The following is a 24,105-nucleotide window of genomic DNA, read 5'->3' on the forward strand; positions in this document are numbered from 1 at the left end:
CGAATGAGACTGAAACTTTACGTAACCGGCCTTGTTCAGGGTGTTGGCTTCAGGCCTTTCGTCTACCGGCTTGCAACAGAGCTTGGTCTTAAAGGCTACGTTTTAAACAGTGAAACGGGAGTTGTAATAGAGGTTGAGGGGGAGAAAGAACGTTTAGAGGAGTTTCTAAAGAGGCTCCAGAGTGAGAAACCTCCCGCTTCTCAAATTTTCAGCATAGACAAGAAATTTTTAGATGAAGTTGGCTACACCAATTTTGAGATAAGGAAGAGCGAGAAAAGAGGAGAGGTTAAGGTTGCTGTCCTTCCAGACCTATCAACCTGCAAGGAGTGTCTCTCTGAGCTCTTTGACCCTGAAAACCGGCGATACAGGTATCCCTTTATAAACTGCACAAACTGTGGCCCAAGGTTCACAATCATTCTCTCACTCCCCTACGACCGCCCCAACACAACTATGAAAGACTTTAAAATGTGTGAAAAGTGCAGGGAAGAGTATGAGAACCCTTTAGACAGGAGGTTCCACGCCCAGCCCAACGCCTGCCCTGTGTGTGGTCCCCACGTCTGGCTTGTAAACGGGGGAGGAGAAACTGTTGCAGAGAGGGATGAGGCACTGAAGCTTCTCGTTGAGTGGCTGAAAGAGGGGAAGATTCTGGCTGTTAAGGGGCTCGGCGGGTTTCACCTTATCTGCGATGCAACGAACGAGGAGGCGGTGGCGGAGCTCCGCCGGCGAAAAAGACGCCAGGAGAAGCCCTTTGCCGTTATGTTTAAAGACCTTGAGCAGATTAGGGAGTTTGCAGAAGTTTCCCCTTTAGAGGAGATAGCCTTGACCTCTGTTGAGTCTCCCATCGTTATCCTGAAACAGAGAGAGGAAAACGACCTTGCTCCGTCCGTCTCCCCAGATACAAAAACAGTAGGGGCTTTTCTTCCCTATACTCCACTCCATCACATAATCCTCAAGGATTTTGGAAAGCCCATAGTTGCAACGAGCTGTAACGTTACAGATGAACCGATAATGTTTAAGAACTCTGAAGTTGAGAATGTTCTGGGAAATTTGGTTGACGGAGCTCTCCTCCACAACCGTGAAATTGCAAGGCGGTGCGACGACTCAGTTGTAAAGGTTATGGGAGGGAGAGTCGTTCCTTTCCGCCGCTCCCGTGGTTACGCTCCACTTCCCGTTCTCCTTCCGTTTGAACTGAAACGCCCCGTTCTGGCCTTAGGCCCCCACATGAAAGTTACTGTAGCCCTTGGTAAGGGAAACAGAGTTTACATCTCCCAGCACATTGGGGACATAGACAATCTTAAGGCTGAGGAATTTTTCAGAGAAACAGTTAAAGACCTTCTGAACCTGTTTGAAATTGAGCCTGAAGTTGTCGTTTCAGACTACCATCCCGGCTACTTCACAACGAAGTTCGGCAGAGAGGTTTTCAGAGAGAAGCTGGTTCAAGTTTACCACCACCACGCCCACGCAATTTCCGTAATGGCAGAGAACGAGGTTCCCCTTTCAGAAAAGGTTATAGCCTTTTCCTTTGACGGAACAGGCTACGGAACAGACGGTAAAATCTGGGGAAGTGAGGTTCTCATTGCCGGATATACAGAGTTTGAGAGAGCTCTCCACCTCAGGTATTTTCCCCTTCCCGGTGGAGACAAGGCGGTTAAAGAACCCTACAGAGTTGCAGTTTCACTTCTAAAGGCTGTTGGGGAAAATCCTGAAGACTACTTAAGGATTGAACCTAAAAAACTCTACTTCATTTCTCAGATGGTAGATAAGGGAATAAACTCCCCCTTGACTTCAAGTATGGGGAGACTATTTGACGGAATCTCTGCACTACTTGGAATCCGTTACACCGTTAACTACCACGCTCAGGGGGCAATTCTCCTTGAGGAAATCTCCTCAACTTCTAATGAGAGCGGAAGCTATCCTATTAAAATAGAAGACGGTGAAATTGACTGGAGAGAGACTCTCCTTGCTGTTCTCTCTGACATTAAGAAAGGGATTTCCCCTTCAGATGTTGGAATGAAGTTCCACAACACAGTGGTAAAAATGGTTCTGGAGTCTGCCCGAATTCTTAGAGAGAAAACGGAAATTGATACGGTAGCCCTTTCGGGAGGGGTTTTCCAGAATAAAATTCTTACTGAGAAGTGTTTGAGGGAGCTCCCTTCAAAAGGCTTTAAAGTTCTGGTTCACCAGGTTGTTCCACCTAACGACGGCGGCCTCTCTTTAGGGCAGGCTGTTTACGGAGGTCTAATTTGAGGAAAGTTGTGAAATTGGAGGGTATTCCCCTTACAGAAGGTCATTCCGGCCTTTACCTTGAAGTTGAAGATGGTATCGTAGAGAGAGGAATCTACTACGCTCTCGTTCCTGTAAGGGGATTTGAGACTCTCCTTCTTGGTAAGGACTCAAGGGTTGCTCCTACCATAACTACAAGGATTTGCGGTCTCTGTCAGGTTACCCACGCCATAGCCTCTGTAAGGGCAATAGAAGACGCTGCCGGTATTGAAGTTCCCCCAGAGGCTGAAAAGTTGAGAGAAGTTTTAGGTCTTGCTGTTCGAGTCTATAACAATCTTCTCCACCAGATAATTATTTCTGAGGATCTGTTCCCGGAGAAAAAGGAGCAGCTTGGTTTTATCAGAGAAGTTCAAGAAGTTAGAAAATTTGCCGGAATGGTTCTTGAAACGATAGGGGGAGAGATTATTCACTCTCCAAATGTGAAAGTAGGGGGAATCTCTGAACCTCTGGAAGAGTTTGTTAAAGACAAAATACTCTGTAGACTTTCGGATATTCTGCTTAAACTTCAGGCAAGTTTTTCACTTTTCAGAGAAAAACTTGATGACCTCTGGAAAAGGGAAGGTCTTGACGAGGAGTTTGGGAAGCACAATCTAAGCTTTTTTGCTACGGATCCTTACTACGGGAAGAAAATTGATTTTGAGAGGTTCTCTTTTGTCCTTCCTCAGGAAATACTTGAAGCCGGTCTTAAACGTAGAGCTTCTAATCTTTTCCCTGTAATTGACGGAAAGCCTTTTGAAACTGGACCAAGGGCGAGAGCTGTTCTCTTTCGCGGTTATAAACCTAAAGGTGGAGTTAAGGAGCTCCACCTGTTAAGAGCTCAGGAAAATTTAGACGCTCTAAAGAGAATTGGAGAGATACTGGAAAGTGGGAGGTTTGACGGGGAACTCTGGAACAGGAAAACCCCTTCTTCAGATGGAGAGACGCTTGGTATAGGGGTTCATGAAGCCCCCAGGGGAACCAACGTTCATGCTGTAAAAATTGATAAATCAGGAAAAATTATATATTATAAAATCGTAGTACCGACAGAGATAAACTTCTTTGCCGTTAGTGAGGCTTTAAGGGGAGTTCCCGCAACGAAAGTGGAGTTTATAGTTCGGGCTTACGACCCGTGTATTGTTTGTGCTGCTCATTGAAGAGGTTGGGATGTTTTACAGAGATAGACTCTCCTTTGAAGAGGAAGACTTCAAGCTAAAGGTGGGGTTTCTCCACTTCTCCAGCTGTTCGGGATGTCAGGTAGCCTTCCTGGACATGTTTGAGGAAGCTGTTGAAATCCTTGATACCGTTGAGCTTGTCTACTCAAACATGCTTACCAAAAGGCGGGATATCCCCCGCATGGATGTGGCTTTCGTTGAGGGAGCTCTCTGTGTTGAAGACCCCCACCACATAAATCTGTTAAGGGAAGTTGGAAAAAAGGCTAAGGTTATAGTAGCAATTGGTGGCTGTGCAGCTTTCGGTGGAGTCAGGAGACTTTCCTGTGGAAACCAGCTTCCTCAGCCCCAAAGCCAGACCTTTGTTCCCGTTACAGAAGTTGAGTTCTTGAGGACAAAGGTTAAGTATGCAATTCCTGGATGTCCACCCAACCCTTCTCTACTTTACAGCTTCCTGTTAGCCCTTTTAGAAGTTAATGAAGATTTCCTCCTTCCCTTTGAGCTTATGACCTCATCAACCAAAGCTTCCGGTTTTGACATAATTTCTGAAGTGGTTAACAAAGGTTTCTGCGTGGGTTGTGGTACCTGCTCTACGGCCTGTCCTACCCGTGCCATATCCTTTAACAGAGAGTGCGGTAAACCGTCCTTTAACTCAAACTTGTGTGTTCACTGCGGTTCCTGTTTGGCTGCCTGTCCGCAGAGCTTTAAGCCTTATCCTCAACCAGTTTACGTGTAGGAGCGGAAGATGGTTGGTTTGAACCGCCGTTTTCTGATAGGAGATTTTCGTGGGGCTTTTGTCGTTGAAGGGAAGGGCAAGAACCCTATTGAATCCATTTTCAGGTTAATGATTAAGCACAAGTTTATAGATGGTCTTCTGACCTGCAGTAAAACAGGAGACAGTCCAAAACTGATTCTGAAGAGTGATGAGGTGGAGCTTCCTTCCAGAAACACCTGTTTCGGTGTTAACTCTCTTCTTAAAAGAGCCATCCAGAAGTATAGATTTTCAAGGCTTGCTGTTTATGCTCCTGCCTGTACCTTTGACGGCCTCAACAAAACCCAGTACTTCGGTATAGGGTGCAACTGGACAAAAACTGCTATTTCTTTAAAAGTGGGTTTCCTCTGTCCCGGACTTTTAACAGAGAACGGTTTTACTGCAGAAGTTTCAGACATAACTGGGAAACCCGGCAAAGTGGAAAGGTTTTACTTTGATCGTGGAGAACTCTTTTACCTCCTTGAAGATGGGAGTAGTGTGAAAGTTTCTCCATCTATTCATCACCACTACATTAATAGCGCCTGCCGATACTGTTTGAACATGGCTGCAAAGGGGACAGACATTACCTGTGTAAGCCTTAAAGAAGAAGACAAAGTTCTTTTTATCGTTAGAAGTGAAAGAGGCTGGAGTACGCTTGCTCATCTTCAAAAGGTGTCTCCTGGAGAGGTTCTCTTCCGTAAGGCTGATGGGGAGCTCCTCACATCTGTTGAAAATTTCCTCAGAGAGAAAATTCTTCTCAATATAGCCGATATTGTTGAGAGAGTTGAGCTTGGGCTTCCTGTTCCTAAGTGGAACGACAACAAACTCAGGAAGTTTTATCGTATTTGGAACTCAGTTGATGTAAACTTTGAAGAGGAGGTGTTCTGATGACTACTTTAGCAGAAGTAGAGGAGAGAGAGCTACTTGAAAAAGCGGAGCTCCTTAAAGTTTTAGGTCATCCCGAAAGACTTGCAATCATACTTTTGACCCTTGATAGGGAGCTCTGCGTGAAAGAGCTGGTAGAGATTTTAGGTATATCTCAGCCAAAAGTTTCTCAACACGTTGGTCTTATGAAAGAGCTCGGTATCCTCTCTTACAGAAAAAAAGGAACTAAAGTTTTATATAGAACCACCAATGAAGCTGTTAAAGAGTTAATAGAAATACTTTTTTAAATTTTAATAGAATTAAGCTTAAATCTGTTTAAGGAGGGTTCTATTAGGGGGGATATGTTTCCTTTTCTTTTTCTGGTTTCTCTTGTTTTTAAATAGACTTTAGATAAAGAATTCTTTATATTATCATCTATGTTAAGCACTAAATTAATTTCTAAAAATAGAAAATTAGCATACCGTTGACATCTTAATAAGCTTATTCTAAAATGAAAAACAGACAGCAAATAAACTTATCTTTAGGAGGGCACCATGAACAGAAGCCTCTTTATGGGGGGAATACCGGGGACGATGTCCCGTAGGGGTTTCCTCAGGGCCTGTGCCATAGCTACAGCTGCAATGGGACTTCCCATGGAGATGGTTCCAAAGGTTGCCGAAGCGGCCTCAGACCCCAAAAGACCAAGTGTTGTATGGCTCCAGTTTCAGGAATGTACTGGTTGTTCCGAGAGCTTACTTAGAGCTTCACATCCTGATGTAGCAACTTTAATACTTGACCTTATCTCCTTGGACTACCACGAAACACTTTCTGCAGCAGCAGGAAAACAGGCAGAGGAAAACCTTGAGAAGGCCATTGAGAGAGGCAACTACGTTTTAGTGGTAGAAGGTGGAATACCTCTCAAAGACGGTGGAGTTTACTGTAAGATTGCAGGAAAAACAGCTGTTGAAATCCTTAAGCGTGCAGCTGAAAAAGCCCTTGCCATCATCTCTATTGGAACGTGTGCTTCCTTTGGAGGTATTCAGGCTGCAAAACCAAACCCAACCGGTGCTGTTGGCGTTTCAGATATCATTAAAGACAAGCCCATAATCAACGTTCCAGGATGTCCTCCAAACCCTGAAAACTTCCTATCAACAGTTCTCTACTTCTTAACATTTAAGAAACTTCCACCTACAGATAAGTTTGGAAGGCCACTATTTGCCTACGGAAGGAAGATTCACGACCACTGTGAAAGAAGACCCCACTTTGATGAAGGCCGCTATGCAGAGCAGTTTGGAGATGTTGGTCACAGGTTAGGATTCTGCCTCTACAAGGTTGGATGTAAAGGACCTGAGACCTACTCCAACTGTCCTGTTATCAGGTTTAACGACGTAGAGGTGTGGCCTGTTTCTGTAGGTAACGGATGTTACGGTTGTACAGAGCCCAACTTCTGGGATACTATGACTCCATTCCACAAGAGACTGCCTAATGTTAAGATACCTGGAGCCGGTGAAGGTATCCAGGCAAGTGCCGGTAAGATTGGAAAGGCTGCACTTGGCGTTACGGCAGCAGCAGTTGCAATCCACGCCGGTGTTGGTATAGCTAAAAGACTTGCAACAGGTTCAAAATCTGAGGAATAAATAAAAACCCGGATGGGGAGGTAAGAAATGGCTAACAGAGTGGTAGTTGACCCGATTACCAGGATAGAGGGTCACCTTAGGATAGAGGTTGTTCCTGAAAACGGATACATAAAAGACGCTTACTCCTCTTCTCAGATGTGGAGGGGAATTGAGGTTATCCTTCAAGGTAGAGACCCAGATGATGCATGGATGTTTGCCCAGAGAATCTGTGGTGTGTGTACAACGGTTCACGCAATAGCTTCAGTAAGGTCTGTTGAAAACGCTCTTCAATTAGAAGTTCCTTATAATGCTCAAATGGTAAGGAACCTTATAATTGCTGGACACTTGCTTCACGACCACATCGTCCACTTCTACCACCTTTCTGCTTTAGACTGGGTAGACGTTGTCTCTGCCCTTAAGGCAGATCCACACAAAGCTGCAAAGATCGCTGAGAGCTATCAGAACTGGAAACTGAACGGAGTTCCTATCTTTAAGGCAGTTCAGGATAAGCTTAAGAAGTTTGTTGAGAGCGGACAATTAGGTCCGTTTGCCAACGGTTACTGGGGCCACCCTGCAATGAAACTTCCACCTGAAGTAAACCTGATAGCAGTAACCCACTACCTCCAGGCCTTAGACTTCCAGAGGAAGGCCGACCAGGCAATTGCAATCCTTGGCGGAAAGAACCCGCACATCCAGAACCTTGCAGTAGGTGGCGTTTCAACTGCCATCAACCCAGACAACGAAGCAACCCTCAACATGGAGCGTCTCTACTACATTAAACAGCTCCTTGAAGAGGTCAGAGACTTTGTCCACAACTGCTACGTTCCAGACGTTATCGCAATTGCTGCTTTCTACAAAGACTGGCTCCAGTACGGTAGGGGAGTTGATAACTACCTCGCAGTTCCAGATCTTCCTCAGGATACAAAAGGTGAAGTCTTTGACCTTCCTGGGGGAACTATCTTCGGTGGAGACCTTTCAACAGTTAGGCCTATTAAGAGCTTCAACGATGAGTACTTCATTAGGAACGTAAGGGAGAACATTACCCACGCCTGGTATAAGGGAGACTGGACAAGGCATCCCTGGGATGAGGATACAGTTCCAGACTACACTGGAATGCCGGGCGGCTACGTTGATCCCAACGGTAAGTACTCCTGGACGAAAGCTCCAAGGTTTATGAAGGGGAACGACTACGTCCCAATGCAGGTTGGGCCTCTTGCTCAGATTCTTGTCGGATACGCTCAGGGCCATAAGCTCATTAAGAAGTACGTTGACCAGGCACTCTCTGACCTTAAGAGCGTTCTTTCCCTTCTTGGAGAAAGCTCTGACGGTATTGACATTAATGTTCTCCAGTCCACTCCAGGAAGGCACCTTGCAAGGGCCCTCAGGGCTAAGGTTGCTTCTGATCTTGCACTGAAACAGTGGGAGCAACTTGTTGACAACATTGGCCGTGGCGACCTTGAGATCTACAATCCGCCAAGCTACCCTGCCGGTGAGATTAAGGGCTGTGGTTTCCACGAAGCTCCGAGGGGAACCCTCTCCCACTGGTGTGTAATTGAAAACGGTAAGATTAAGAACTACCAGGCAGTTGTTCCTTCAACCTGGAACTCCTCTCCGATGGACGATAAGGGACAGCACGGTCCATACGAGGCATCCCTCATCGGTAACCCACTCGCAGATCCTGAGAAGCCCCTTGAAGTCCTCAGAACTGTCCACTCCTTTGACCCCTGTATCGCCTGTGCCGTCCACCTTGTTGATCCGGAAGGAAATGAGATTACGAAGGTTAAAGTCCTTTAATTTCAGGGAGGGAGCTCCCCTCCCTCCTAAAGCTAATGAGGAGGGAAAAAATGGCTGTTTACGAGAAGAAATACGTCTGGAGCATACTCCTGAGGCTCTTTCACTGGACGTTTGCTCCTTCAATATTCACCCTCATAGTTACAGGTCTTTACATCCACTGGCCCTGGACAAACACCTGGCTTGAAGGAAGCCACCAGTTCACGATGGCCACAATGCGCTGGATCCACTTCATAGCTGGAATGCTCTTTACCTGCGCAGTCCTTGCAAGGCTCTACCTGTGGTTCTTCGGCAACAAATACGAAAGGGTCTGGGACTTCCTCCCAATAACCGGCAGGAACATTAAGAACCTCTTTTCAACTCTCCTTTACTACGCATACCTTACAGACCACCACGAGGAGAGGCTTGGCCACAACGCCCTTGCCGGAACGGCCTACTTCTTCACAATTCTCCTTGCCATCGTTCAGTTTTTAACAGGCCTCTATCTCCTTTACCCTGAGGGAAGCATCTTCACATCAATTGGTGCTTCACTCTTTGGAACACAGCAGGAAGCAAGGTTTATCCACTACATCCTTAACTGGTACTTCGCATGGTTTGCAATGGTTCATATCTACATAGTTGTCTGGAACGATATTAAACATCCAGAAGGTCTTATTTCCTCTATCTTTGACGGATTCAAGTTTGCAAAGAAAGAGCAGTAAATCCGGTTGTTCTACAAAAGGGAAGGGGGAGTTTTGCTCCCCCATTTTTAATTTGGAGGAAGAATGAAAATCGGTGTTATGGGAGTTGGAAATGTTCTTCTGAGAGATGAGGGCTTTGGAGTAAAGCTTCTCTATCTGTTAAAGGCAAAGTACGATTTTCCCGAAAATGTTGTTCTGATAGATGGTGGAACTGCAGGAATTTTCCTCTCTCCTGAAATAGACTACCTTGACAAACTCTTAATCATTGACGTTGTAAAAGCTAAAGGAGAGCCCGGGGAAATAAAAATATACGAAAAAGAGGATTTCTTCATAGATAAACTTCCCTTAAAGCTCTCTCCCCACCAGTTGGGACTTCAGGAAGTTCTCCTTCTTAATGAAATTAAGGGAACCTGTCCGGAAGATGTAAAACTGATAGGGATTATTCCAAAATCTATAGAGACTGGAACAGGATTGACACCTGAACTTGAGGCAAAACTTCCAGAAGTTGAAGGAAGAGTTTTAGAAATTCTTAAAGAGTGGGGAGTAGAGCCAAAGTTAAAGGAAAAGCCGGAAGACCCAAACATCTGGTGGGAAGAAAAGGTAAAGGAGGCTTAAATGTGCGTGGGAGTTCCCATGAAGGTTGTTGAGATTAACTACCCTATGGCCGTTGCAGAGGCTAAGGGAGTTAGGAGAACCATAAGCCTTATGCTCCTTCCTGAGGATGAGGTGAAGGAGGGAGACTACGTGATGGTTCACGTTGGAAACGCCATAGAGAAGATAGACGAGAAGGCGGCAGAGGAGATATGGCAGGCCTTGGATGAAGTTCTTGAAGCCCTTGAAGGGGAAGGGTGATGCATGAAACTTCTATAGCCATGGGTCTTCTTGACTCACTGAACCAGATGGCAGAGAGGGAAAAGGCTAAAAAGGTTCTAAAAGTTCGTGTAAAGATAGGAAAACTCTCAGGGATTGTTGTTGATTCCTTCGTTTTTGCCTTTAATGCACTAAAAGAACAGTTCCCGAAACTATCTAAAACTGAGCTGATAGTTGAGGAGACGCCGATTCTCTACAGGTGTAACGAGTGTGGTAAGGAGTTTGAAGTTGAGACGGTTTTCTTTCCTGAGTGCCCCCAGTGTGGTTCTATAAATTTAAAACTCCTCTCAGGTGAAGAGCTTGAAGTTGTAGATGCTGAAATAGAGGTGTAGATGAGGGTTAAGGAGATATTCAACAGCGATTTTGCCGTTTACTATGAAAAGTTTATAAACAGGCTTTCAAGCCCTGTTCAGGTCAACAGATGGAGGAGAGCTCTAATAAGGGGAGCTCTCTCTGTAGTTCCAGAGCCTGAGGTTATAGTTGACTTCTGCTCCGGTGCCGGGAATATGGGGGAGCTCCTCCTTGAAGAAAAACCGGGAGTGAAAATTCTGAACTGTGATATAAGCAAACCGCTTCTTCATCTTGCCAGAGAGAGACTGGAAAATAGCGGCTATTATATATGTTCTGATAACAGATTTTTCCCTTTAAGAAATTCTGTAGTTGACGTTCTCTTTTCCTCTTTTTGCGTCAGGAATTCACCAGAACCGCCCCTTACAGTTTCAGAGTCTTTGAGAGTTTTGAGAAAAGGTGGTGTTTGGGCTGTTCTTGATTTCTTCAAGCCCAATAAAGGAGACATGTTGTTTAAGTTGAACAACTACCTGTTTAAAAGCTTTATGAATTTGAGCCGCCTTATAACAAAGAGCAAAGAGGCCATTGATTACCTGTTTGAGTCTATAGAGAACTTCTTTACAATGTCTGAATTTGTTGCTCTCCTCAATAAAAGCGGCTTCAGGGTTCTGGCAGCTCAGGAATTCATGGGAGGGGTTGCAGGGGGAGTAATAGCGATAAAGGAGGTAGAAAATGTGTGATGTATGCGGGTGCGGACAGCACGACCACAGCCACGAACACGACCACTTTGTAGTTTCAGACGACACAACTAAGAGGAACGTTGAGATTAAGAAGAGTCTTTTGAGTGAGAACGAAAGGGTTGCACAGTCAAACAGGGAACACTTTGACCGCCACGGGATTCTTGCCATAAACCTTATAAGCTCTCCCGGTTCTGGAAAGACGACTCTCCTTGAGAAGACCGTTGAAGCTCTAAAGGACGAGCTGAAGATAGGAGTCCTTGAGGGAGATATTGAAACAGAGAGGGATGCTGAAAGGGTAAGAGCAAAAGGGGCTGCTGCTGTTCAGCTAACAACTGGAGGCGCCTGCCATTTAGAAGCTCCTTTAGTCCATAAAGGTTTCCACGCTTTAGAAAAGCAGATGGAAGGCTACCCGGACATTCTCTTCATAGAAAACGTTGGAAACCTCGTCTGCCCATCATCTTTCTACTTAGGAGAGCACATAAGGGTTGTTCTCATCTCCGTTCCTGAAGGAGAGGACAAGCCGGCTAAATACCCGAAGGCTTTTAAAACGTCTGATGTTTTCATCATCACAAAGTCAGACCTTCTTCCCTACTTTGACTTTGACGTTGAGAAAGTAAAAAAAGAAGCCCTTTCACTTAATCCCAACCTGAAGATCTTTGTTCTTTCGGCAAAAACCGGTGAGGGTCTTGAAGATTGGTTCAACTTCCTGAGGGAGAAGGTTCAGGAGAAGAAAGCTGCGAAGGTTGAGGGGTAGGAGCTCCCTCCCCTCTTTTGTATCATTACCTCTACAAATAGAGAAAAGAGGTAGAGGTTGAAGCTTCTAACCGCCGCACTTACCCTTCTTATTCCCGTTAACGCTTTTGCTTTAACACCTTCTCAGTTGAAAGTTCTAATACTGAAACGCTCTTTAAAGCTAAAAGTTAAGGAAGAGCAGGTTAAATCTCAGAAATTCAGAGAAAAGGCTACCTTCAGGTCTTACTTCCCGAAAGTTAACCTTACCGCCTCTTTTAACGAGTTCTATCCTGATATTTTCCAGAACTGGAACCAGAACTACTCCTATGGCGTTTCAATCACGGCAGAGCCTTTAAACCTTCAGAGGAACATAGAGCTCTCTATAGATAAGGAGAAAGTAAGGGAGCTCCGCTACGCCGTCAGCTCAACACTTCTTGACGTCTACTCTCAAGCTCTCTCTTACCTGTATAAACTGAAAGCCCTTGAGAGGGAGATTGACCTCAGGAAGAAGCAGGTTGAGAGCTCCGAGAAAATCCTCTCAGTTGCTAAAGAGAAGTTCAAAAAAGGCCTTGTGATGATTACAGACGTTCTGAAGGCGAAATCTGAGGTTGAGAAGAGGAGAGCTCTCCTCTCTCGGGCCGAGAACGAATACAGGAAAACTTTTAACTCCCTCAACGCCCTTCTTGACTTTTCACTGAAAGAGAGAGAGAAGCCAGAGGTAAACTTGATAGAGAAGAGATTGCCTCTATACTCCGGCGAGCTGGTTAAGAGAGCTCTTCTCCTGAGGCCAGAGGTAAAAGAAGCGAAACAGCAGGTTGAGATAGCAGAAAAGAACGTTCAGCTTGCAAAGAGAAATCTCTCTCCAAAGCTCTCTTTGAACTTTTCAGCCCAGAGAACAGGAACAGAGTTTCCCGGAGATAAGAACTACTCAGCCGGCTTTACCTTCAGCTTTCCGGTTTTTGACAGCGGTTTAACCAAATTTCAGACTTTGGAGCAGGTTTCACAGCTTAAAAAGGCGCAGCTAAACCTGAAAGAGACAGAGAACAGCGTTAAGCTTGAGGTTCTAAATGCCCTGAGCGATGTTAATTACTCCTACTCTCAGCTGAAATCTTCAGAGAGCTCCCTCAAATACGCTAAAAAAGCCTACGAGAGGGCTCTGAATGAGTATAAATTGGGCGTTTCAGACATTGTGGCTCTCCTTCAGGCCTTTGACTTCTACTGCCAGTCTCAGGAAGATTACGTCCAATCTCTCTTAAACTACAACCTCTCAATTGTTTCCCTTAGAAAGGCCACAGGGGAGCTCCTTGGAGGTGAGAATTGAAAAAGTGGATAGCCCTTCTCCTGATTCTCATAGCTGGAATTGGAATTTTCCTGAAGTTCGGAAGGAAAAAAGAGGTTCTCTTTCCCGGGAAAGTTGTTGAGGTTAAAAAAGGAACGGTTAAGAAGGTAATAAACGCAACGGGAATCATAAAGCCTCAGGTAGGGGCTGAGATAAAAGTTGGGGCAAGGATTTCCGGAACCGTTGTTAAGGAGAACGTTAAAGTTGGAGATCGGGTTAAGAAAGGAGACCTGATTGCCGTGATTGACAACAGGGAGCTCCGCGCATCCCTTAAAAGGGCTGAGGCCAACCTGAAAGAGATTGAGGAAACTTACCCGAAAAGGATAAGAGAGCAGGAGCTAAAGGTTAAGTCTGCACAGGCAGAGCTCTCCTCAGCCCTTTCAAAGCTCAAGGCGGCACGGGAGGATTACAGGGTAAAGAAGTGGGAGTTTGAGAGACAGAGGGAGCTCCTCTCAATCGGCTACACAACAGAGGAGAAGTTCAAAAACGCAAAGGCACGGCTTTTTGCCTCAGAGAGCTCTTTAAAGGCCGCAGAGGAAGAGGTTAAAAGGGCAAAGTTTAACCTGAAAGCCCAAAAGGCAGAGCTTGAGAGGTTAAAGGCCGAGTTCAGAGAGAACCTGAAAAAGGCAGAGGCAGACCTGAAACAGGCAAAGGTGCGCTACTCCTACTCCTACATCTACGCTCCCATGAGCGGAGTAATTTCCTTCGTCTCAACCCAGGAAGGAGAAACTGTAGTTGCAGGCCTCAACGCTCCACAGTTTGTAACCATCTTAGACCCCAAAAGGCTTGAAAACTGGATATATGTTGACGAGACAGAGATAGGAAAGGTTAAGAAAGGGATGCCCGTTGAGTTTACAGTTGACGCTTACAGAGATAAAGTCTTCAGGGCAAAGGTTGTTGAGATATACCCAAAGCCCAAAATCCTCAACAACGTTGTTTACTACATAGTTGTGGCAAGGGGCTTTAACGGAGAGAACTACTTAAGGCCTGAGATGACAACCCACAACAGAATAATTGCAGGGATTAAGAAAAACGTATTGGTCGTTCCAAACGGAGCCGTTAAGTGGAAGAATGGCCACTACATTGTCTATAAAGTTGTTGGGAAAAAAGTTGTTGAAGTTCCCGTTGAGGTCGGCTGGAGCGACGACACCTATACAGAGATAGTAAAAGGGCTGAAAGAGGGAGATAGAGTAGCTCTGACACTTGTTAAAAGGTAGAATTTCCTTTCTAAAACACATTCAGAACTGCTGAACTTCTGGAACGTTTTTTGCAGAAAGCGTTTAAGCGGTCAGCTTATAGCTTCCTTTAACTTTCCTGACGAGCTGATAAGCTCTATTCCTTCTTCCTTACACGGTTTCTCAAAGTCAGAGTCAAGGGATATCAAATAGGGAACGCCGTAGTATTTACAGGTTGAGAGAATAATGGCGTCGTTCGGTTTAAGTTTGTATTTTTCTACGAAATCTTTGAATAGAGATTGTATGTTTTTGTTAGCAGATAAAAATTCAAAGAAGTCAAGAAATTCCTCAAGTTCACGCAAATTTAGTTTTCCTTTGCCTTTTGTTATCAGGTAAAAGACTACTTCACTTTCAACAATAATGTTAATAAAGCAGATAACATTTTCCTGCAGTATGAGGTTTAAAATTTCAGAAGCCTCCTCAGACCCTCTCTTTTTAAAGGCCTCAATAATTATGTTGCTGTCAATAAGGTTTCCATATTTTCTCCTATGAGTAGAGTTCCTCTTCATTAATCTCTTCAATTTCAATGCTATGTTTATATTTTTCCAGAATTTTCAAAGCATTTTCTCTTTTTTTTTCTTTCTCAAGCTCTTCAAGTTTCTTCTTGATTTCCCGGTAGGGGAGCTCCGTCTCAATAACCTCCCTTACGTCTTCTGGAACTTTAATGATTATCTCTCCCATCGCCAACCTCCTTTTGAAGATTCTATCAATCTCTAATCTATATCGGGTTGACTTTAGTTGCCCATATCTATAACTTGATTACTGAGAATCATTCCTACTAAGAGGAGGGTATAATGAAAAAATACGTATGTGTTCCCTGCGGATACATTTACGACCCGGAGATTGGAGATCCTGAGAACGGAATTCCTCCGGGAACGCCTTTTGAGGAGCTCCCCGACGACTGGACCTGCCCCTGGTGTGGAGCAGGGAAAGAGGACTTTGAACCACTGGAGGAGTGATGGCGGCAAAGAAGATAAAAGAGGGCGTCTACTGGGTTGGAGCCGTTGACTGGGACAGAGTTCTCTTTGACGAGCTTGTAAGCCTGCCTGAGGGAACGAGCTACAACGCCTACCTTATAAAGGGAAGCGAAAAGACAGCCCTCATAGACACGGTTGAGCCTCATAAGAGAGAGGAGTTCTTCAGAAATCTTGAGGAGCTTGGGGTTGAAAGGATTGACTACGTAGTCTCAAACCACGCAGAGCAGGACCATTCCGGAACGATTCCAGACGTTCTTGAGAGGTTTCCCGATGCAAAGGTCGTTACAAACAAAAAGTGTAAAACCATGCTCATAGACCTTCTCCACCTGCCGGAAGAGGTTTTTCAGGTTATTGATGAGGGAGAGGAGCTCCCCTTAGGAGACAAAACCCTTCAGTTCTTCATGGCTCCTTGGGTTCACTGGCCGGAAACCATGTTTACATGGCTTAAAGAAGACAGAATCCTCTTTACCTGCGACTTCTTAGGCTCCCACATAGCCACCTCTGAGCTCTTTGACACGACAGACGAGAACAGGGCAAAGGTTTACCTTGAAACAAAGCGCTACTACGCAGAAATCATGATGCCCTTCAGGAACTTCATAAAGAAACACTTAGCCCTTATAGACAGACTCCAGCCTGAGATAATCGCCCCAAGCCACGGAGTTGTTATAAAGGACGTTGAGTTTATGACGGGAGCCTATAAGAGGTGGGTTTCAGACGAAGTGAAGCCCATGGTTATTATTCCCTTTGTCTCAATGCACGAGAGCACCCGCCACATGGTTGATTACTTAACGTCGGAGCTCTCCAAAGAGGGTGTAATCGTCAGGCCTTACAATTTGATAACTGCAGACATCGGAAACGTTGCGATGGACCTGGTTGACGCTGCTGCCGTCGTTATCGCCTCTCCAACAGTCCTTGCAGGTGCCCACCCGTCGGTTATCTCCTTTGCCTACCTGATGAACGGCCTGAGGCCGAAAACGAAGTTCCTCTCTGTAATTGGTTCCTACGGATGGAACGGTAAAGTTATGGTTAAGCACGTTCAGGATACGCTGAAAAACGTTAAGGCCGAGTGGTTAGAGCCAGTTCTTGTTAAAGGCCTTCCAAAAGAGGAAGACTATGAAAAACTCTCTCAGTTTGCTAAAGAACTTGCCGCTAAAGTTAAGGAAGTAAGCACCCTTTAAACTTTCTGCCCCTTCGGGGGCTTATTTCCTACCTGTTTAAACCTTCTACAGTCTCCTTTGCCCTTAAAACAGGGGAGTCAATCTTTACAACGGGGCAGACCCTTACGCAGTTTAAACACCTTAAACAGGCTGGGGAGTTGGGATCTTCGTATATCGGGTAGTTAACAGGGCAGGATTTCTTACACAGGTTGCACTCTATACAGTTCTCCTTTTCAACCTTAAAGTCAACGATGCTGAGCTTGTTGAAGAGAGAGAAGAGAGCTCCCAGCGGACACACATACCTGCAAAATGGCCTCTTTATGAAGATTGATCCGTAGAGGAACATACTTCCAAAGGCCAGCTTGAAGAGGAAAAAGGCTCCCGCCATGTTAGCAATCATTGAACTTACGGCAACCCAGTAGATTCCCGCCTCTATCGTTCCCGTGGGGCAGACCATACAGAAGTAGTGCTCTTTAAAGAAGTAGGGAAGAAGAATCACTCCAAATATGAGCATCAGGTATTTCAGGTAGACAAAAGGCTTTGGCAAGTCAAACTTGAAAGAGGGGATTTTGTTGAGGAGATCCTGAATCAGTCCGAATGGGCAGACCCATCCGCATATCCACCTGCCGAAAGAGGCTGAGACTGCAGAGATAATTCCCAGAGTTAGAAGCGGGATTTTGCTGATTACGAAGAAGTGGGAGATCGTTCCAATGGGGCAGGAGTAGAGGGAGGCAGGGCAGGCGTAACAGTTCATTATGGGAAAAGGAATGGCCTTGAGCTTTCCCGTGTAGAGCCTTGCAGTTATGAAGTTCCACATGGGCAGGTTCGCCGTTATTCCTGTTAAAAACTGATAAACCCGCCTGTTCTTCAGAAAGGGAACTTTTAGCATAGCCTCTCCTACTTGATGCCTATACAGGTGAGGCAGAGGATTTTCCCGTTGCTCCAGATGATTCTGGGCTCGCCCAAAAGGATTCCGATGATTATAAGAAGGAGGGAGAGGAGGAGAGCTCCCCCCGCCAGAACTTTCTTAATTGGCAGCTTCAACCTTCTCTCCCACTTCTTTAAGGAGCTTGTCTGTAATCTCTTCAAGCGCCTTTGCAGAGTGGCTTTCAGGGTGGGAGACAACTATCGGAACGCCCTTGTCTCCGGCCTCAACAACTGCAGGCTCAATGGGAACCCTTCCAAGAAACGGAACACCAAGCTCCTCGGCGGCCTTCTCTCCTCCACCTTTCTTAAAGAGGTCAATCTCCTTTCCGCAGTGGGGACAGATAAGGCCGCTCATGTTCTCAATAATTCCAAGGACCGGAACGTTCATCATTTTGGCAAAGCTGATGGATTTCCTGGTGTCAAGGAGTGAAACTTCCTGTGGAGTTGTAACGATTACAAATCCGTCCATAGGCTTAATGAGCTGGGCAACGCTCAGTGCCTCGTCTCCCGTTCCAGGCGGCAGGTCAACGATGAGGAAGTCAAGGTCTCCCCAGTCTATATCTGCAAGGAACTGCTTTATAACCTGGTGCTTTAAGGGGCCTCTCCAGACAACCGGCTGGTCGGCGTTTTCAAGGAGAAAGGCCATGGAGACGATTTTCAGGTTTGGAATCCCAAGGGGAATAAAGGGCTTAATCGTTTGAGTGTTCGGATCTGCAAAGAGCCTCTGTCCTTCAGCTCCAAGCATCTTGGCAACGTTAGGCCCGTGTATATCTGCGTCTAAAAGGCCAACTTTGTAGCCTCTCTTTGCAAGTTCAGCTGCAAGGTTCGTTGCAACCGTTGTCTTTCCAACACCTCCCTTACCGCTCAAAATCCCGATTCTGTGTTTTATCTTAGAGAGGTTGCAGGTGAGCTTTACGTCCATAGGGTCTTGAGCTGTCTGGCACTTATCCTTATGTGCACAGCCTTCACACTTCTTCTCGTCAAAGGCCATTCTCTACCTCCTAAGTTAGATGTCTCTGAACTATCTCAAGGAGCCCTCTGTAGGTGTTTGGTGAGGCTCCTACGATGTTTCCGCTTCTTAGATACCCGTCTTTGCCCTCAAAGTCTGAAACCTTACCGCCGGCCTCTTCAATCAGAAGAACTCCTGCGGCTATATCCCACGGGTGGAGGGACATCTCCCAGAAGCCGTCAAAAACCCCCTTTGCTGTGTAGGCAAGGTCTAAGGCGGCAGAGCCGCACCTCCTTATTCCTGAAACTTTGAGGAATACCTCTTTAAAGCACTTCAGGTAGCTGTCTAAGAGCTCCTTTCCTCTGAAAGGAAACCCTGTTGCAACAAGTGCCATCTCAAAAGGCCTTGAACTGACTCTCATCCTCTCTCCGTTGCAGTAGGCACCGCTTCCCTTCTCGGCGATAAAGTTTTCGTCCAGAACAGGAGCCTTTACAACAGCTGCTACCAGCTCTCCCTTAAACTCAACTCCTATAGAGATGCAGAAGACCGGTAGGCCGTGGATAAAGTTCTTCGTCCCGTCCAACGGGTCTATATACCACTTCCAGTCGTTTCCCGAGTGGAGGCCGCTTTCCTCTGCAACTATAGTGTGTTGTGGGAAAACTTCCTGTATAGTCTTAATAATAATCATTTCTGATTTTTTGTCAGCCTCGGTTACAAAGTCGTTCTTTGCCTTCTCCTCAACGTCTGAGGCTTTAATCCTTCCAAAGTAGTCTAAGAGGACTTCTGAAGCCCTATCTGCCGCTTTTACTGCCGTATCAATAACCTTTTCCATACATATCTCCCGGAACCGGTCTATAGGATAGGGAAATGAGGTTCCCGTTCTCTAATAGGAATTCCACCTTAAATGTGTGGTGGAAAGAGACGTAGCCAATACCGTGTTCTGAGATGAGGCTCTTTGTGTGGAATATGGCCTCGTCCCAGGTTTCAAGGTCTTGAAACTCTACGTTCAGATCAAAGCCTTTAACGGTAAACGTTTTCTCAACTGCTGCTATGAACTCGTCTGATAACATCTTAACAGTTCCTTAAGGTTTTTGTCCTATTTTAAACCTTAATGTAGTTCCGGAGGAGCTTTGAGAGTAGCAGTTGTTGAGGATGACCTCTCTATTGTAAACCTTTTAAAGCGGGTTCTGATTAAAGAGGGGTTTTCTGTCAGGGAGTTCTCAACGGCCGAGAAGTTCCTCAGTGCCGTTTTTGACTACGGCGAGGAGTTTGACGTTGTTATCTTAGACGTAATGCTTCCCGGATTGAACGGCGTTGATGCGTGCAAATTTTTAAGAAATAGGGGAAGCGATGTTCCGGTTCTGATGCTTACAGCCCTTTCTGAAGAAGACGATAAGGTGAAAGGGCTTGACAGCGGGGCAGACGACTACCTGACAAAGCCCTTCAGTATAAGGGAGCTCCTTGCCCGTTTAAGGGCACTTTTAAGGCGGAGAGGTAAAGTGGCACTTAATCTTGAGACCTCTGGAATAGTGATAACAGACGTTGGAGTTCTCGTTGACGGAAAGGAGGTTAAACTGACGGGCAGGGAGAGGGAGCTCCTCAGAGTTCTTTTGGAAAACAGGGGAAAGGTTGTTTCAAAGGAGGAGCTCCTTCAGAAAGTGTGGAAAGGGGAGGCCGTTTCAAAGAGGGTTGTTGACGTTCACGTAAAACACCTGAGGGATAAGATAGGAGACAGGATTGAGACGGTTTGGGGAGTTGGATACAGGCTGGTTGAGGGAGCTCCAGAGTAAGTTCCCCGAGATAAAGGTTGTTGACGAAAAAGGGTTTGTTCTGGGCGAGGACTTTAAAAAGCTGTGGGACGTTTACCCGTTTCAGGAGGTTGTTAAAGCCTTTGAGGAGGCAGTAAAGGAGGGGGAGAGCTCTGCAACCTTTACAGAGGGAGATAGGACTTACCTTCTAAAGCTCTCTAAAGTTGGCAGTTTAATAGTTGCCCTGAAGAAAGACATTACGCTTGAGGTTGAGATAGAGGAGCTGAAAAAGAACGTTGTTTCAACCCTCTCCCACGAGATAAAGACTCCTCTAACGGCCATAAAAGGGAACGCAGAGTTCCTCCTGCTCTACGGTGAGTGCTCAGATCCCGATGCTGTAAAGGAGATTTACGAAAAGGCCGAAAAGGTGGAGTCCATCCTGTCTGGCATCGGGAAGCTCTTTTCCTCTAAAGTTTCTAACTTTGAGTGGGTGAACCTGAGGCCTTTAACGGAGGAGGTTGTTGCCTCTTTTAAGAAGAGGGCAGGTAAAAAGGGAGTGGAGCTCCGCTATTTCCTTGAAGACGTGAGTCTTCCAGCCGACAAAGTCCTGTTTCAGCAGCTTTTGAGGAACTTAATTGACAACGCACTGAACTTTACAGACAGGGGAAGAGTGGAAGTTGAGCTCACTTCCGACTACCTGAGGGTTTCAGATACCGGAAAGGGAATACCGGAGGAGCTCCTTCCGAAAATTTTTGAGAGGTTTGTTAAGGGTGAGGGGAGCTCCGGTTCAGGCATAGGCCTCTCTGTAGTTAAAGAGATTGCCCGTTTCCACGGCTGGAAGGTTCAGGTTGAGTCTGAGGAGGGGAAAGGAACCGTTTTCACCGTTTACTTTCAAGGAGATACCCGATAATTTCGGCCAGAAAGTCAACGAAGTAGAAGAGCTTTAGAAAGTTCTCTTTAGTCCCAAACTCAACGGCAACTCCGTGCTGGATGGCGTGGCGGTTTAAGAGTCCCTCTCTGTAGTCAACAAAGGGGTGCCAGTCTAAAAAGGGGGGAATCTCCTCTTCCGAGAAGACCCTTTCAACAATCAGTTTTACTGCATACTGAATTGTTACAAACTTCCTGTTCCTCTTCCTAATAAGGGCTTCAATGTCTGCCTCTAACGTGTTTTCTCTTACAAAAGCATCCCACACAACGCCTTCAGAGAGGGGAAAGAGGCCGTAGATTCCAAGTTCTAAACAGTTGAGCCGGTAGGCCTTCAGAATGTCTTTAACTATCTTTTCCCGCCTTTTGAAAGGCGGGAGCTCCATCCACTTCTCAACCCTTTTTCTTAGGAACTCCTCTGTTGAGATTTTTGCTATCCAGTCTTCAAATTCCTCAGTTTTTCCCTTAAATCTGTTGAGAACATCCGACGGCAGTAGCCACTCCTTCCTGTAGAGCTCCCTCATCAGCTCCCAGTTTTCAACCTTCAGCAGATACCTGCTTGCAGCCCTGTGGAGTTTTTCCTCAAACTCCTCTCGCCAGTTCTTAATCTTCCTGTTCCATTCCCTTTCAACTTCACTCCTTAACTTCTGCCTGAACGCTTTTCTGAGGGCGCTGTAGATGTTCTTGTTCTTTGAGGGGAAGAAGACCTCCTCTAAACGGTTGGCCTTAACTATCTCCTTTATGAGCCTTTCGTGGTTAAGCTCCTTTACCTCGCTCCGGTTTAAACCTGTAAGGAGCTCCACCAGTTTAAAGAAGAACTCGCGGGAGCTCCCTTCCTTTTCCGCCTCTTCCAGAACTTCCTTTCTAACGGTCAAGGACGTGTTTTGACGGAACGAAGCAGGTAAACCGTCCTTTGAAAACTTCCTCTCCATCTCTGTAGCCTACAACGTCAACAACCCTTTTCTTGTTTCCCGTTTCACCTTCTGCAACGAACTCAACAGTATCTCCTACCTTTACAGGTTTTAAGAACGAAACCTCTGCGAAGCCAAGAACTACGTTGGGGTGGTTTACAGAGAGCATTGCTGCGTAGTCTGCCGCAGAGAAGAGGAAGCCGCCGTGAACCAGCCCTTTCTCATCTGCGGCCATAAAGGGCTTTGTTTTCAGAACAACTCTGGCGTAGCCCTCTTTAACCTCCACAGGCTCTCCGGAAATCTCCCTGTCAATCTTTTGGTGCGTCTTAATCTCCATCTCAACCTCTACTTACAGTTTTTAACGCAGAACTTGTATGGAATTATCTTTCCACCGCAGGAGGTAAAACAAGCGTTGTAAGTCTCTTTACAGCCGCAGTCTGCGTTACAGGAGGCGGAGAGCTCCGAGATTATCTCTGAAAGCTCCGGCTTTTTCGGAGGAACTGGCGCTGTAGGCTTTGTGTTGTTGAGAGTGTCTAAAGCCTCTTCAAGCTGGTCTCTCCTGTCGCAGGCGTAGTAGTCCTTTGTCTTCTTGCAGGCCTTCTTAAAGTAGAGGTAGTCCCTGTAGAGTTTCCTGTAGTTGTTGTTCCAGTCAAGGAGATTCCTCTGGTAGTTCTCATAGGCCCTGTTGTAGGCAGAGAGCTCCTTTTGGTAAACGTCAAGCTCCTTCTGATAGATAGCCTCTGCCCTTACTCTGACATCCTTCAGGCACTTTTCTCTCTTCTCCATGCACCTCCTTTTGCACTCTACAAACCGTGAGTCGCAGCTCTTCAAACAGGTTTTGTTGTTCTCAGGGGGAACATACCTGTAGCCTACACTGAACTCTGGGCCTCCGCAGGAGAGAAGAAGGGGAACTACTGAGATAGCGGTTAGGAGCAGTTTTTTCATCTCTTCCTCCTTTTCCTGTCCTTGAAAAACTATTTTATAGGTTAATCTTTTTAAGGCGAAAACGGAATTGAGGGGTTGTTATGGAGAAGGCTATTGAGACGAGGCTTGAGAATATCGCTAAGAAGTTTAAAGAGATAGAGGAGAGCCTGGGGAAACCTGAAGTAATTTCTGACCAGAAGAAGTTTCAGGCACTTGCAAAGGAGCACAAGGAGCTCCAGCCCATCTACGACACCTACATGGAGTATAAGAAAGCCAAAGAGGGGATAGCTGAAGCCATTGAGATGATAGAGGCCGGAGAGGATGAGGAGCTTGTGGAACTTGCAAAGGAGGAGAAGAAGGAGCTTGAGAAGAAGGTTGAAAGGTTAGAGGAAGAGCTTAAGAAACTCCTAATTCCTAAAGACCCCAACGACGAGAAGAACGTTATTTTAGAAATAAGGGCAGGAGCAGGCGGAGAGGAGGCTGCCCTATTTGCTCAAGACCTCTTCCGCATGTATTCCCGCTACGCAGAGAGGAAAGGCTGGAAGGTTGAAATCCTCTCACTTAACGAAACGGGGCTCGGCGGTTTTAAAGAAGTAATTGCAATGATTTCCGGTAAGGGAGCCTACTCAAGACTTAAATACGAGTCCGGCGTCCACAGGGTTCAGAGGATTCCTGTTACAGAATCCGGCGGAAGGATTCACACTTCAACCGCTACCGTTGCAATCCTTCCAGAGGCTGAAGAGGTTGATATTGAGATAAACGAGAAAGACCTGAAGATTGACACCTACCGTTCTTCCGGTGCCGGCGGACAGCACGTCAACACAACTGACTCTGCCGTCCGCATCACCCACATTCCAACGGGAATTGTGGTTACCTGCTCAAACGAGCGCTCACAGATTCAGAATAGGATTAAGGCAATGAAGATTTTGAGAGCAAGGCTAAAAGAACTCTACGAGAGGGAACAGAAAGAGAAACTTGACTCTGCCCGCCGCTCTCAGGTTGGAAGCGGAGACAGAAGCGAGAAGATAAGGACTTATAACTTCCCCGAGGGGAGGGTGACAGACCACAGAATTAAGCTCACCCTCTACAACCTGCAGGAGTTCTTAGACGGTGATCTGGACGAGATGATAGACGCCCTTGCAGCGGCCGAACAGGCTCAGAAAATAGAGGAGCTTGCAAAGGCTGAATAGTTATTTGAATTTATAATTTACAAAACATAAAAAATCAATAATTTGAGAAAGTGACATAAAT

At 46.0% G+C, this 24,105-nt stretch carries 30 protein-coding genes; 20 read left to right on the forward strand and 10 right to left on the reverse strand.

What is annotated here, in order from left to right:
• The first annotated feature begins 3 nt into the window (after nucleotides 1-3).
• The 15 genes from hypF to F8H35_RS08970 all read left to right on the forward strand — a co-directional run bounded on the left by hypF (nucleotide 4) and on the right by F8H35_RS08970 (nucleotide 14,319).
• A complete protein-coding gene (gene hypF, locus F8H35_RS08900) occupies nucleotides 4-2,247 on the forward strand; it encodes a carbamoyltransferase HypF (RefSeq protein ID WP_472573189.1) in 2,244 nt (747 codons plus the stop codon).
• Nucleotides 2,244-3,416 carry a nickel-dependent hydrogenase large subunit gene (locus F8H35_RS08905; RefSeq protein WP_472573190.1) on the forward strand — a complete coding sequence of 391 codons (1,173 nt, stop codon included), beginning with the start codon at nucleotides 2,244-2,246 and terminating at the stop codon, nucleotides 3,414-3,416. Before hypF ends, F8H35_RS08905 begins: the two co-directional genes overlap by 4 nt.
• A 10-nt stretch (nucleotides 3,417-3,426) precedes the next feature.
• Nucleotides 3,427-4,167: a coenzyme F420 hydrogenase subunit gamma gene (gene frhG / locus F8H35_RS08910; RefSeq protein ID WP_472573191.1), complete on the forward strand. Its 741-nt coding sequence runs from the start codon at nucleotides 3,427-3,429 to the stop codon at nucleotides 4,165-4,167.
• 9 nt (nucleotides 4,168-4,176) lie between these two features.
• Nucleotides 4,177-5,070: a Coenzyme F420 hydrogenase/dehydrogenase, beta subunit C-terminal domain gene (locus F8H35_RS08915; protein ID WP_472573192.1), complete on the forward strand. Its 894-nt coding sequence runs from the start codon at nucleotides 4,177-4,179 to the stop codon at nucleotides 5,068-5,070.
• Nucleotides 5,070-5,354 carry an ArsR/SmtB family transcription factor gene (locus F8H35_RS08920; RefSeq protein ID WP_472573193.1) on the forward strand — a complete coding sequence of 95 codons (285 nt, stop codon included), beginning with the start codon at nucleotides 5,070-5,072 and terminating at the stop codon, nucleotides 5,352-5,354. The genes F8H35_RS08915 and F8H35_RS08920 overlap by 1 nt, the downstream gene beginning before the upstream one ends.
• Nucleotides 5,355-5,600: 246 nt before the next feature.
• A complete protein-coding gene (locus tag F8H35_RS08925) occupies nucleotides 5,601-6,683 on the forward strand; it encodes a hydrogenase small subunit (protein WP_472573194.1) in 1,083 nt (360 codons plus the stop codon).
• 27 nt (nucleotides 6,684-6,710) lie between these two features.
• Nucleotides 6,711-8,456 carry a nickel-dependent hydrogenase large subunit gene (locus F8H35_RS08930; RefSeq protein ID WP_472573195.1) on the forward strand — a complete coding sequence of 582 codons (1,746 nt, stop codon included), beginning with the start codon at nucleotides 6,711-6,713 and terminating at the stop codon, nucleotides 8,454-8,456.
• Between the two features lie 50 nt (nucleotides 8,457-8,506).
• Nucleotides 8,507-9,154 carry a Ni/Fe-hydrogenase, b-type cytochrome subunit gene (gene cybH, locus F8H35_RS08935; RefSeq protein WP_472573196.1) on the forward strand — a complete coding sequence of 216 codons (648 nt, stop codon included), beginning with the start codon at nucleotides 8,507-8,509 and terminating at the stop codon, nucleotides 9,152-9,154.
• A gap of 63 nt (nucleotides 9,155-9,217) precedes the next feature.
• Complete coding sequence (locus F8H35_RS08940) at nucleotides 9,218-9,748, forward strand: HyaD/HybD family hydrogenase maturation endopeptidase (RefSeq protein ID WP_472573197.1); 531 nt, start codon at nucleotides 9,218-9,220, stop codon at nucleotides 9,746-9,748.
• Nucleotides 9,749-9,985 carry a HypC/HybG/HupF family hydrogenase formation chaperone gene (locus F8H35_RS08945; protein WP_472570364.1) on the forward strand — a complete coding sequence of 79 codons (237 nt, stop codon included), beginning with the start codon at nucleotides 9,749-9,751 and terminating at the stop codon, nucleotides 9,983-9,985.
• Nucleotides 9,985-10,335, forward strand: a complete 351-nt coding sequence (locus F8H35_RS08950) for a hydrogenase maturation nickel metallochaperone HypA/HybF (RefSeq protein WP_472573198.1) — start codon at nucleotides 9,985-9,987, stop codon at nucleotides 10,333-10,335. The genes F8H35_RS08945 and F8H35_RS08950 overlap by 1 nt, the downstream gene beginning before the upstream one ends.
• Nucleotides 10,336-11,031: a class I SAM-dependent methyltransferase gene (locus F8H35_RS08955; protein WP_472573199.1), complete on the forward strand. Its 696-nt coding sequence runs from the start codon at nucleotides 10,336-10,338 to the stop codon at nucleotides 11,029-11,031. It begins immediately after the preceding gene.
• Nucleotides 11,024-11,785 (forward strand): hydrogenase nickel incorporation protein HypB, encoded by a 762-nt coding sequence (gene hypB, locus F8H35_RS08960; RefSeq protein WP_472573200.1) that lies wholly within the window; start codon nucleotides 11,024-11,026, stop codon nucleotides 11,783-11,785. The genes F8H35_RS08955 and hypB overlap by 8 nt, the downstream gene beginning before the upstream one ends.
• Nucleotides 11,786-11,842: 57 nt before the next feature.
• Nucleotides 11,843-13,084, forward strand: coding sequence for a TolC family protein (locus F8H35_RS08965; protein WP_472573201.1), 1,242 nt, complete (start codon nucleotides 11,843-11,845; stop codon nucleotides 13,082-13,084).
• On the forward strand, nucleotides 13,081-14,319 hold the full coding sequence (locus F8H35_RS08970; protein WP_472573202.1) for an HlyD family secretion protein: 1,239 nt from the start codon (nucleotides 13,081-13,083) through the stop codon (nucleotides 14,317-14,319). The genes F8H35_RS08965 and F8H35_RS08970 overlap by 4 nt, the downstream gene beginning before the upstream one ends.
• Before the next feature lie 71 nt (nucleotides 14,320-14,390).
• Here F8H35_RS08970 and F8H35_RS08975 read toward each other — a convergent pair whose 3' ends face one another.
• A complete protein-coding gene (locus tag F8H35_RS08975) occupies nucleotides 14,391-14,846 on the reverse strand; it encodes a PIN domain-containing protein (RefSeq protein ID WP_472573203.1) in 456 nt (151 codons plus the stop codon).
• Nucleotides 14,824-15,018, reverse strand: coding sequence for a hypothetical protein (locus tag F8H35_RS08980; RefSeq protein ID WP_472569028.1), 195 nt, complete (start codon nucleotides 15,016-15,018; stop codon nucleotides 14,824-14,826). The genes F8H35_RS08975 and F8H35_RS08980 overlap by 23 nt, the downstream gene beginning before the upstream one ends.
• 113 nt (nucleotides 15,019-15,131) lie before the next feature.
• Here F8H35_RS08980 and rd point away from each other — a divergent pair, with 113 nt between their 5' ends.
• Nucleotides 15,132-15,296, forward strand: coding sequence for a rubredoxin (gene rd, locus F8H35_RS08985; protein WP_472569029.1), 165 nt, complete (start codon nucleotides 15,132-15,134; stop codon nucleotides 15,294-15,296).
• On the forward strand, nucleotides 15,296-16,492 hold the full coding sequence (locus tag F8H35_RS08990) for an FprA family A-type flavoprotein (protein ID WP_472573204.1): 1,197 nt from the start codon (nucleotides 15,296-15,298) through the stop codon (nucleotides 16,490-16,492). The genes rd and F8H35_RS08990 overlap by 1 nt, the downstream gene beginning before the upstream one ends.
• A gap of 28 nt (nucleotides 16,493-16,520) precedes the next feature.
• On the opposite strand, the gene F8H35_RS08995 is transcribed toward F8H35_RS08990, so the two are convergent.
• From F8H35_RS08995 to F8H35_RS09015, 5 genes are read right to left on the reverse strand one after another with little or no spacing between them, the layout of a single operon-like run.
• Nucleotides 16,521-17,360 carry a 4Fe-4S binding protein gene (locus tag F8H35_RS08995; protein ID WP_472573205.1) on the reverse strand — a complete coding sequence of 280 codons (840 nt, stop codon included), beginning with the start codon at nucleotides 17,358-17,360 and terminating at the stop codon, nucleotides 16,521-16,523.
• An 8-nt stretch (nucleotides 17,361-17,368) separates the two neighbouring features.
• Complete coding sequence (locus F8H35_RS09000; RefSeq protein WP_472569032.1) at nucleotides 17,369-17,515, reverse strand: hypothetical protein; 147 nt, start codon at nucleotides 17,513-17,515, stop codon at nucleotides 17,369-17,371.
• Entirely contained in the window at nucleotides 17,499-18,389 is an 891-nt protein-coding gene (locus F8H35_RS09005; protein WP_472569033.1) for a P-loop NTPase, read from the reverse strand. Before F8H35_RS09005 ends, F8H35_RS09000 begins: the two co-directional genes overlap by 17 nt.
• A gap of 10 nt (nucleotides 18,390-18,399) precedes the next feature.
• A complete protein-coding gene (locus tag F8H35_RS09010) occupies nucleotides 18,400-19,179 on the reverse strand; it encodes an inositol monophosphatase family protein (protein WP_472573206.1) in 780 nt (259 codons plus the stop codon).
• Complete coding sequence (locus F8H35_RS09015) at nucleotides 19,163-19,417, reverse strand: hypothetical protein (RefSeq protein ID WP_472573207.1); 255 nt, start codon at nucleotides 19,415-19,417, stop codon at nucleotides 19,163-19,165. Before F8H35_RS09015 ends, F8H35_RS09010 begins: the two co-directional genes overlap by 17 nt.
• 60 nt (nucleotides 19,418-19,477) lie before the next feature.
• Between F8H35_RS09015 and F8H35_RS09020 the strand changes: the two genes are divergently transcribed.
• Together F8H35_RS09020 and F8H35_RS09025 are read left to right on the forward strand one after the other, a co-directional pair.
• Nucleotides 19,478-20,137 (forward strand): response regulator transcription factor, encoded by a 660-nt coding sequence (locus F8H35_RS09020; RefSeq protein ID WP_472573208.1) that lies wholly within the window; start codon nucleotides 19,478-19,480, stop codon nucleotides 20,135-20,137.
• Entirely contained in the window at nucleotides 20,085-21,005 is a 921-nt protein-coding gene (locus tag F8H35_RS09025; RefSeq protein WP_472573209.1) for a sensor histidine kinase, read from the forward strand. Before F8H35_RS09020 ends, F8H35_RS09025 begins: the two co-directional genes overlap by 53 nt.
• Here the strand turns inward: F8H35_RS09025 and F8H35_RS09030 are convergent.
• Genes F8H35_RS09030 through F8H35_RS09040 form a run of 3 tightly spaced genes read right to left on the reverse strand, consistent with a single transcriptional unit; the run spans nucleotide 20,974 to nucleotide 22,875 of the window.
• Complete coding sequence (locus F8H35_RS09030) at nucleotides 20,974-21,951, reverse strand: hypothetical protein (RefSeq protein ID WP_472573210.1); 978 nt, start codon at nucleotides 21,949-21,951, stop codon at nucleotides 20,974-20,976. The genes F8H35_RS09025 and F8H35_RS09030 overlap by 32 nt on opposite strands.
• Complete coding sequence (locus tag F8H35_RS09035; protein ID WP_472573211.1) at nucleotides 21,884-22,267, reverse strand: hotdog domain-containing protein; 384 nt, start codon at nucleotides 22,265-22,267, stop codon at nucleotides 21,884-21,886. Before F8H35_RS09035 ends, F8H35_RS09030 begins: the two co-directional genes overlap by 68 nt.
• Before the next feature lie 8 nt (nucleotides 22,268-22,275).
• Nucleotides 22,276-22,875: a hypothetical protein gene (locus F8H35_RS09040; protein WP_472573212.1), complete on the reverse strand. Its 600-nt coding sequence runs from the start codon at nucleotides 22,873-22,875 to the stop codon at nucleotides 22,276-22,278.
• Nucleotides 22,876-22,955: 80 nt separating this feature from the next.
• Here F8H35_RS09040 and prfA point away from each other — a divergent pair, with 80 nt between their 5' ends.
• Nucleotides 22,956-24,044, forward strand: coding sequence for a peptide chain release factor 1 (prfA, locus tag F8H35_RS09045; protein WP_472573213.1), 1,089 nt, complete (start codon nucleotides 22,956-22,958; stop codon nucleotides 24,042-24,044).
• The last annotated feature ends 61 nt before the right edge of the window (nucleotides 24,045-24,105 follow it).

It is taken from the genome of Thermovibrio sp. (assembly GCA_015488335.1).
GTDB lineage: Bacteria > Aquificota > Aquificia > Desulfurobacteriales > Desulfurobacteriaceae > Balnearium.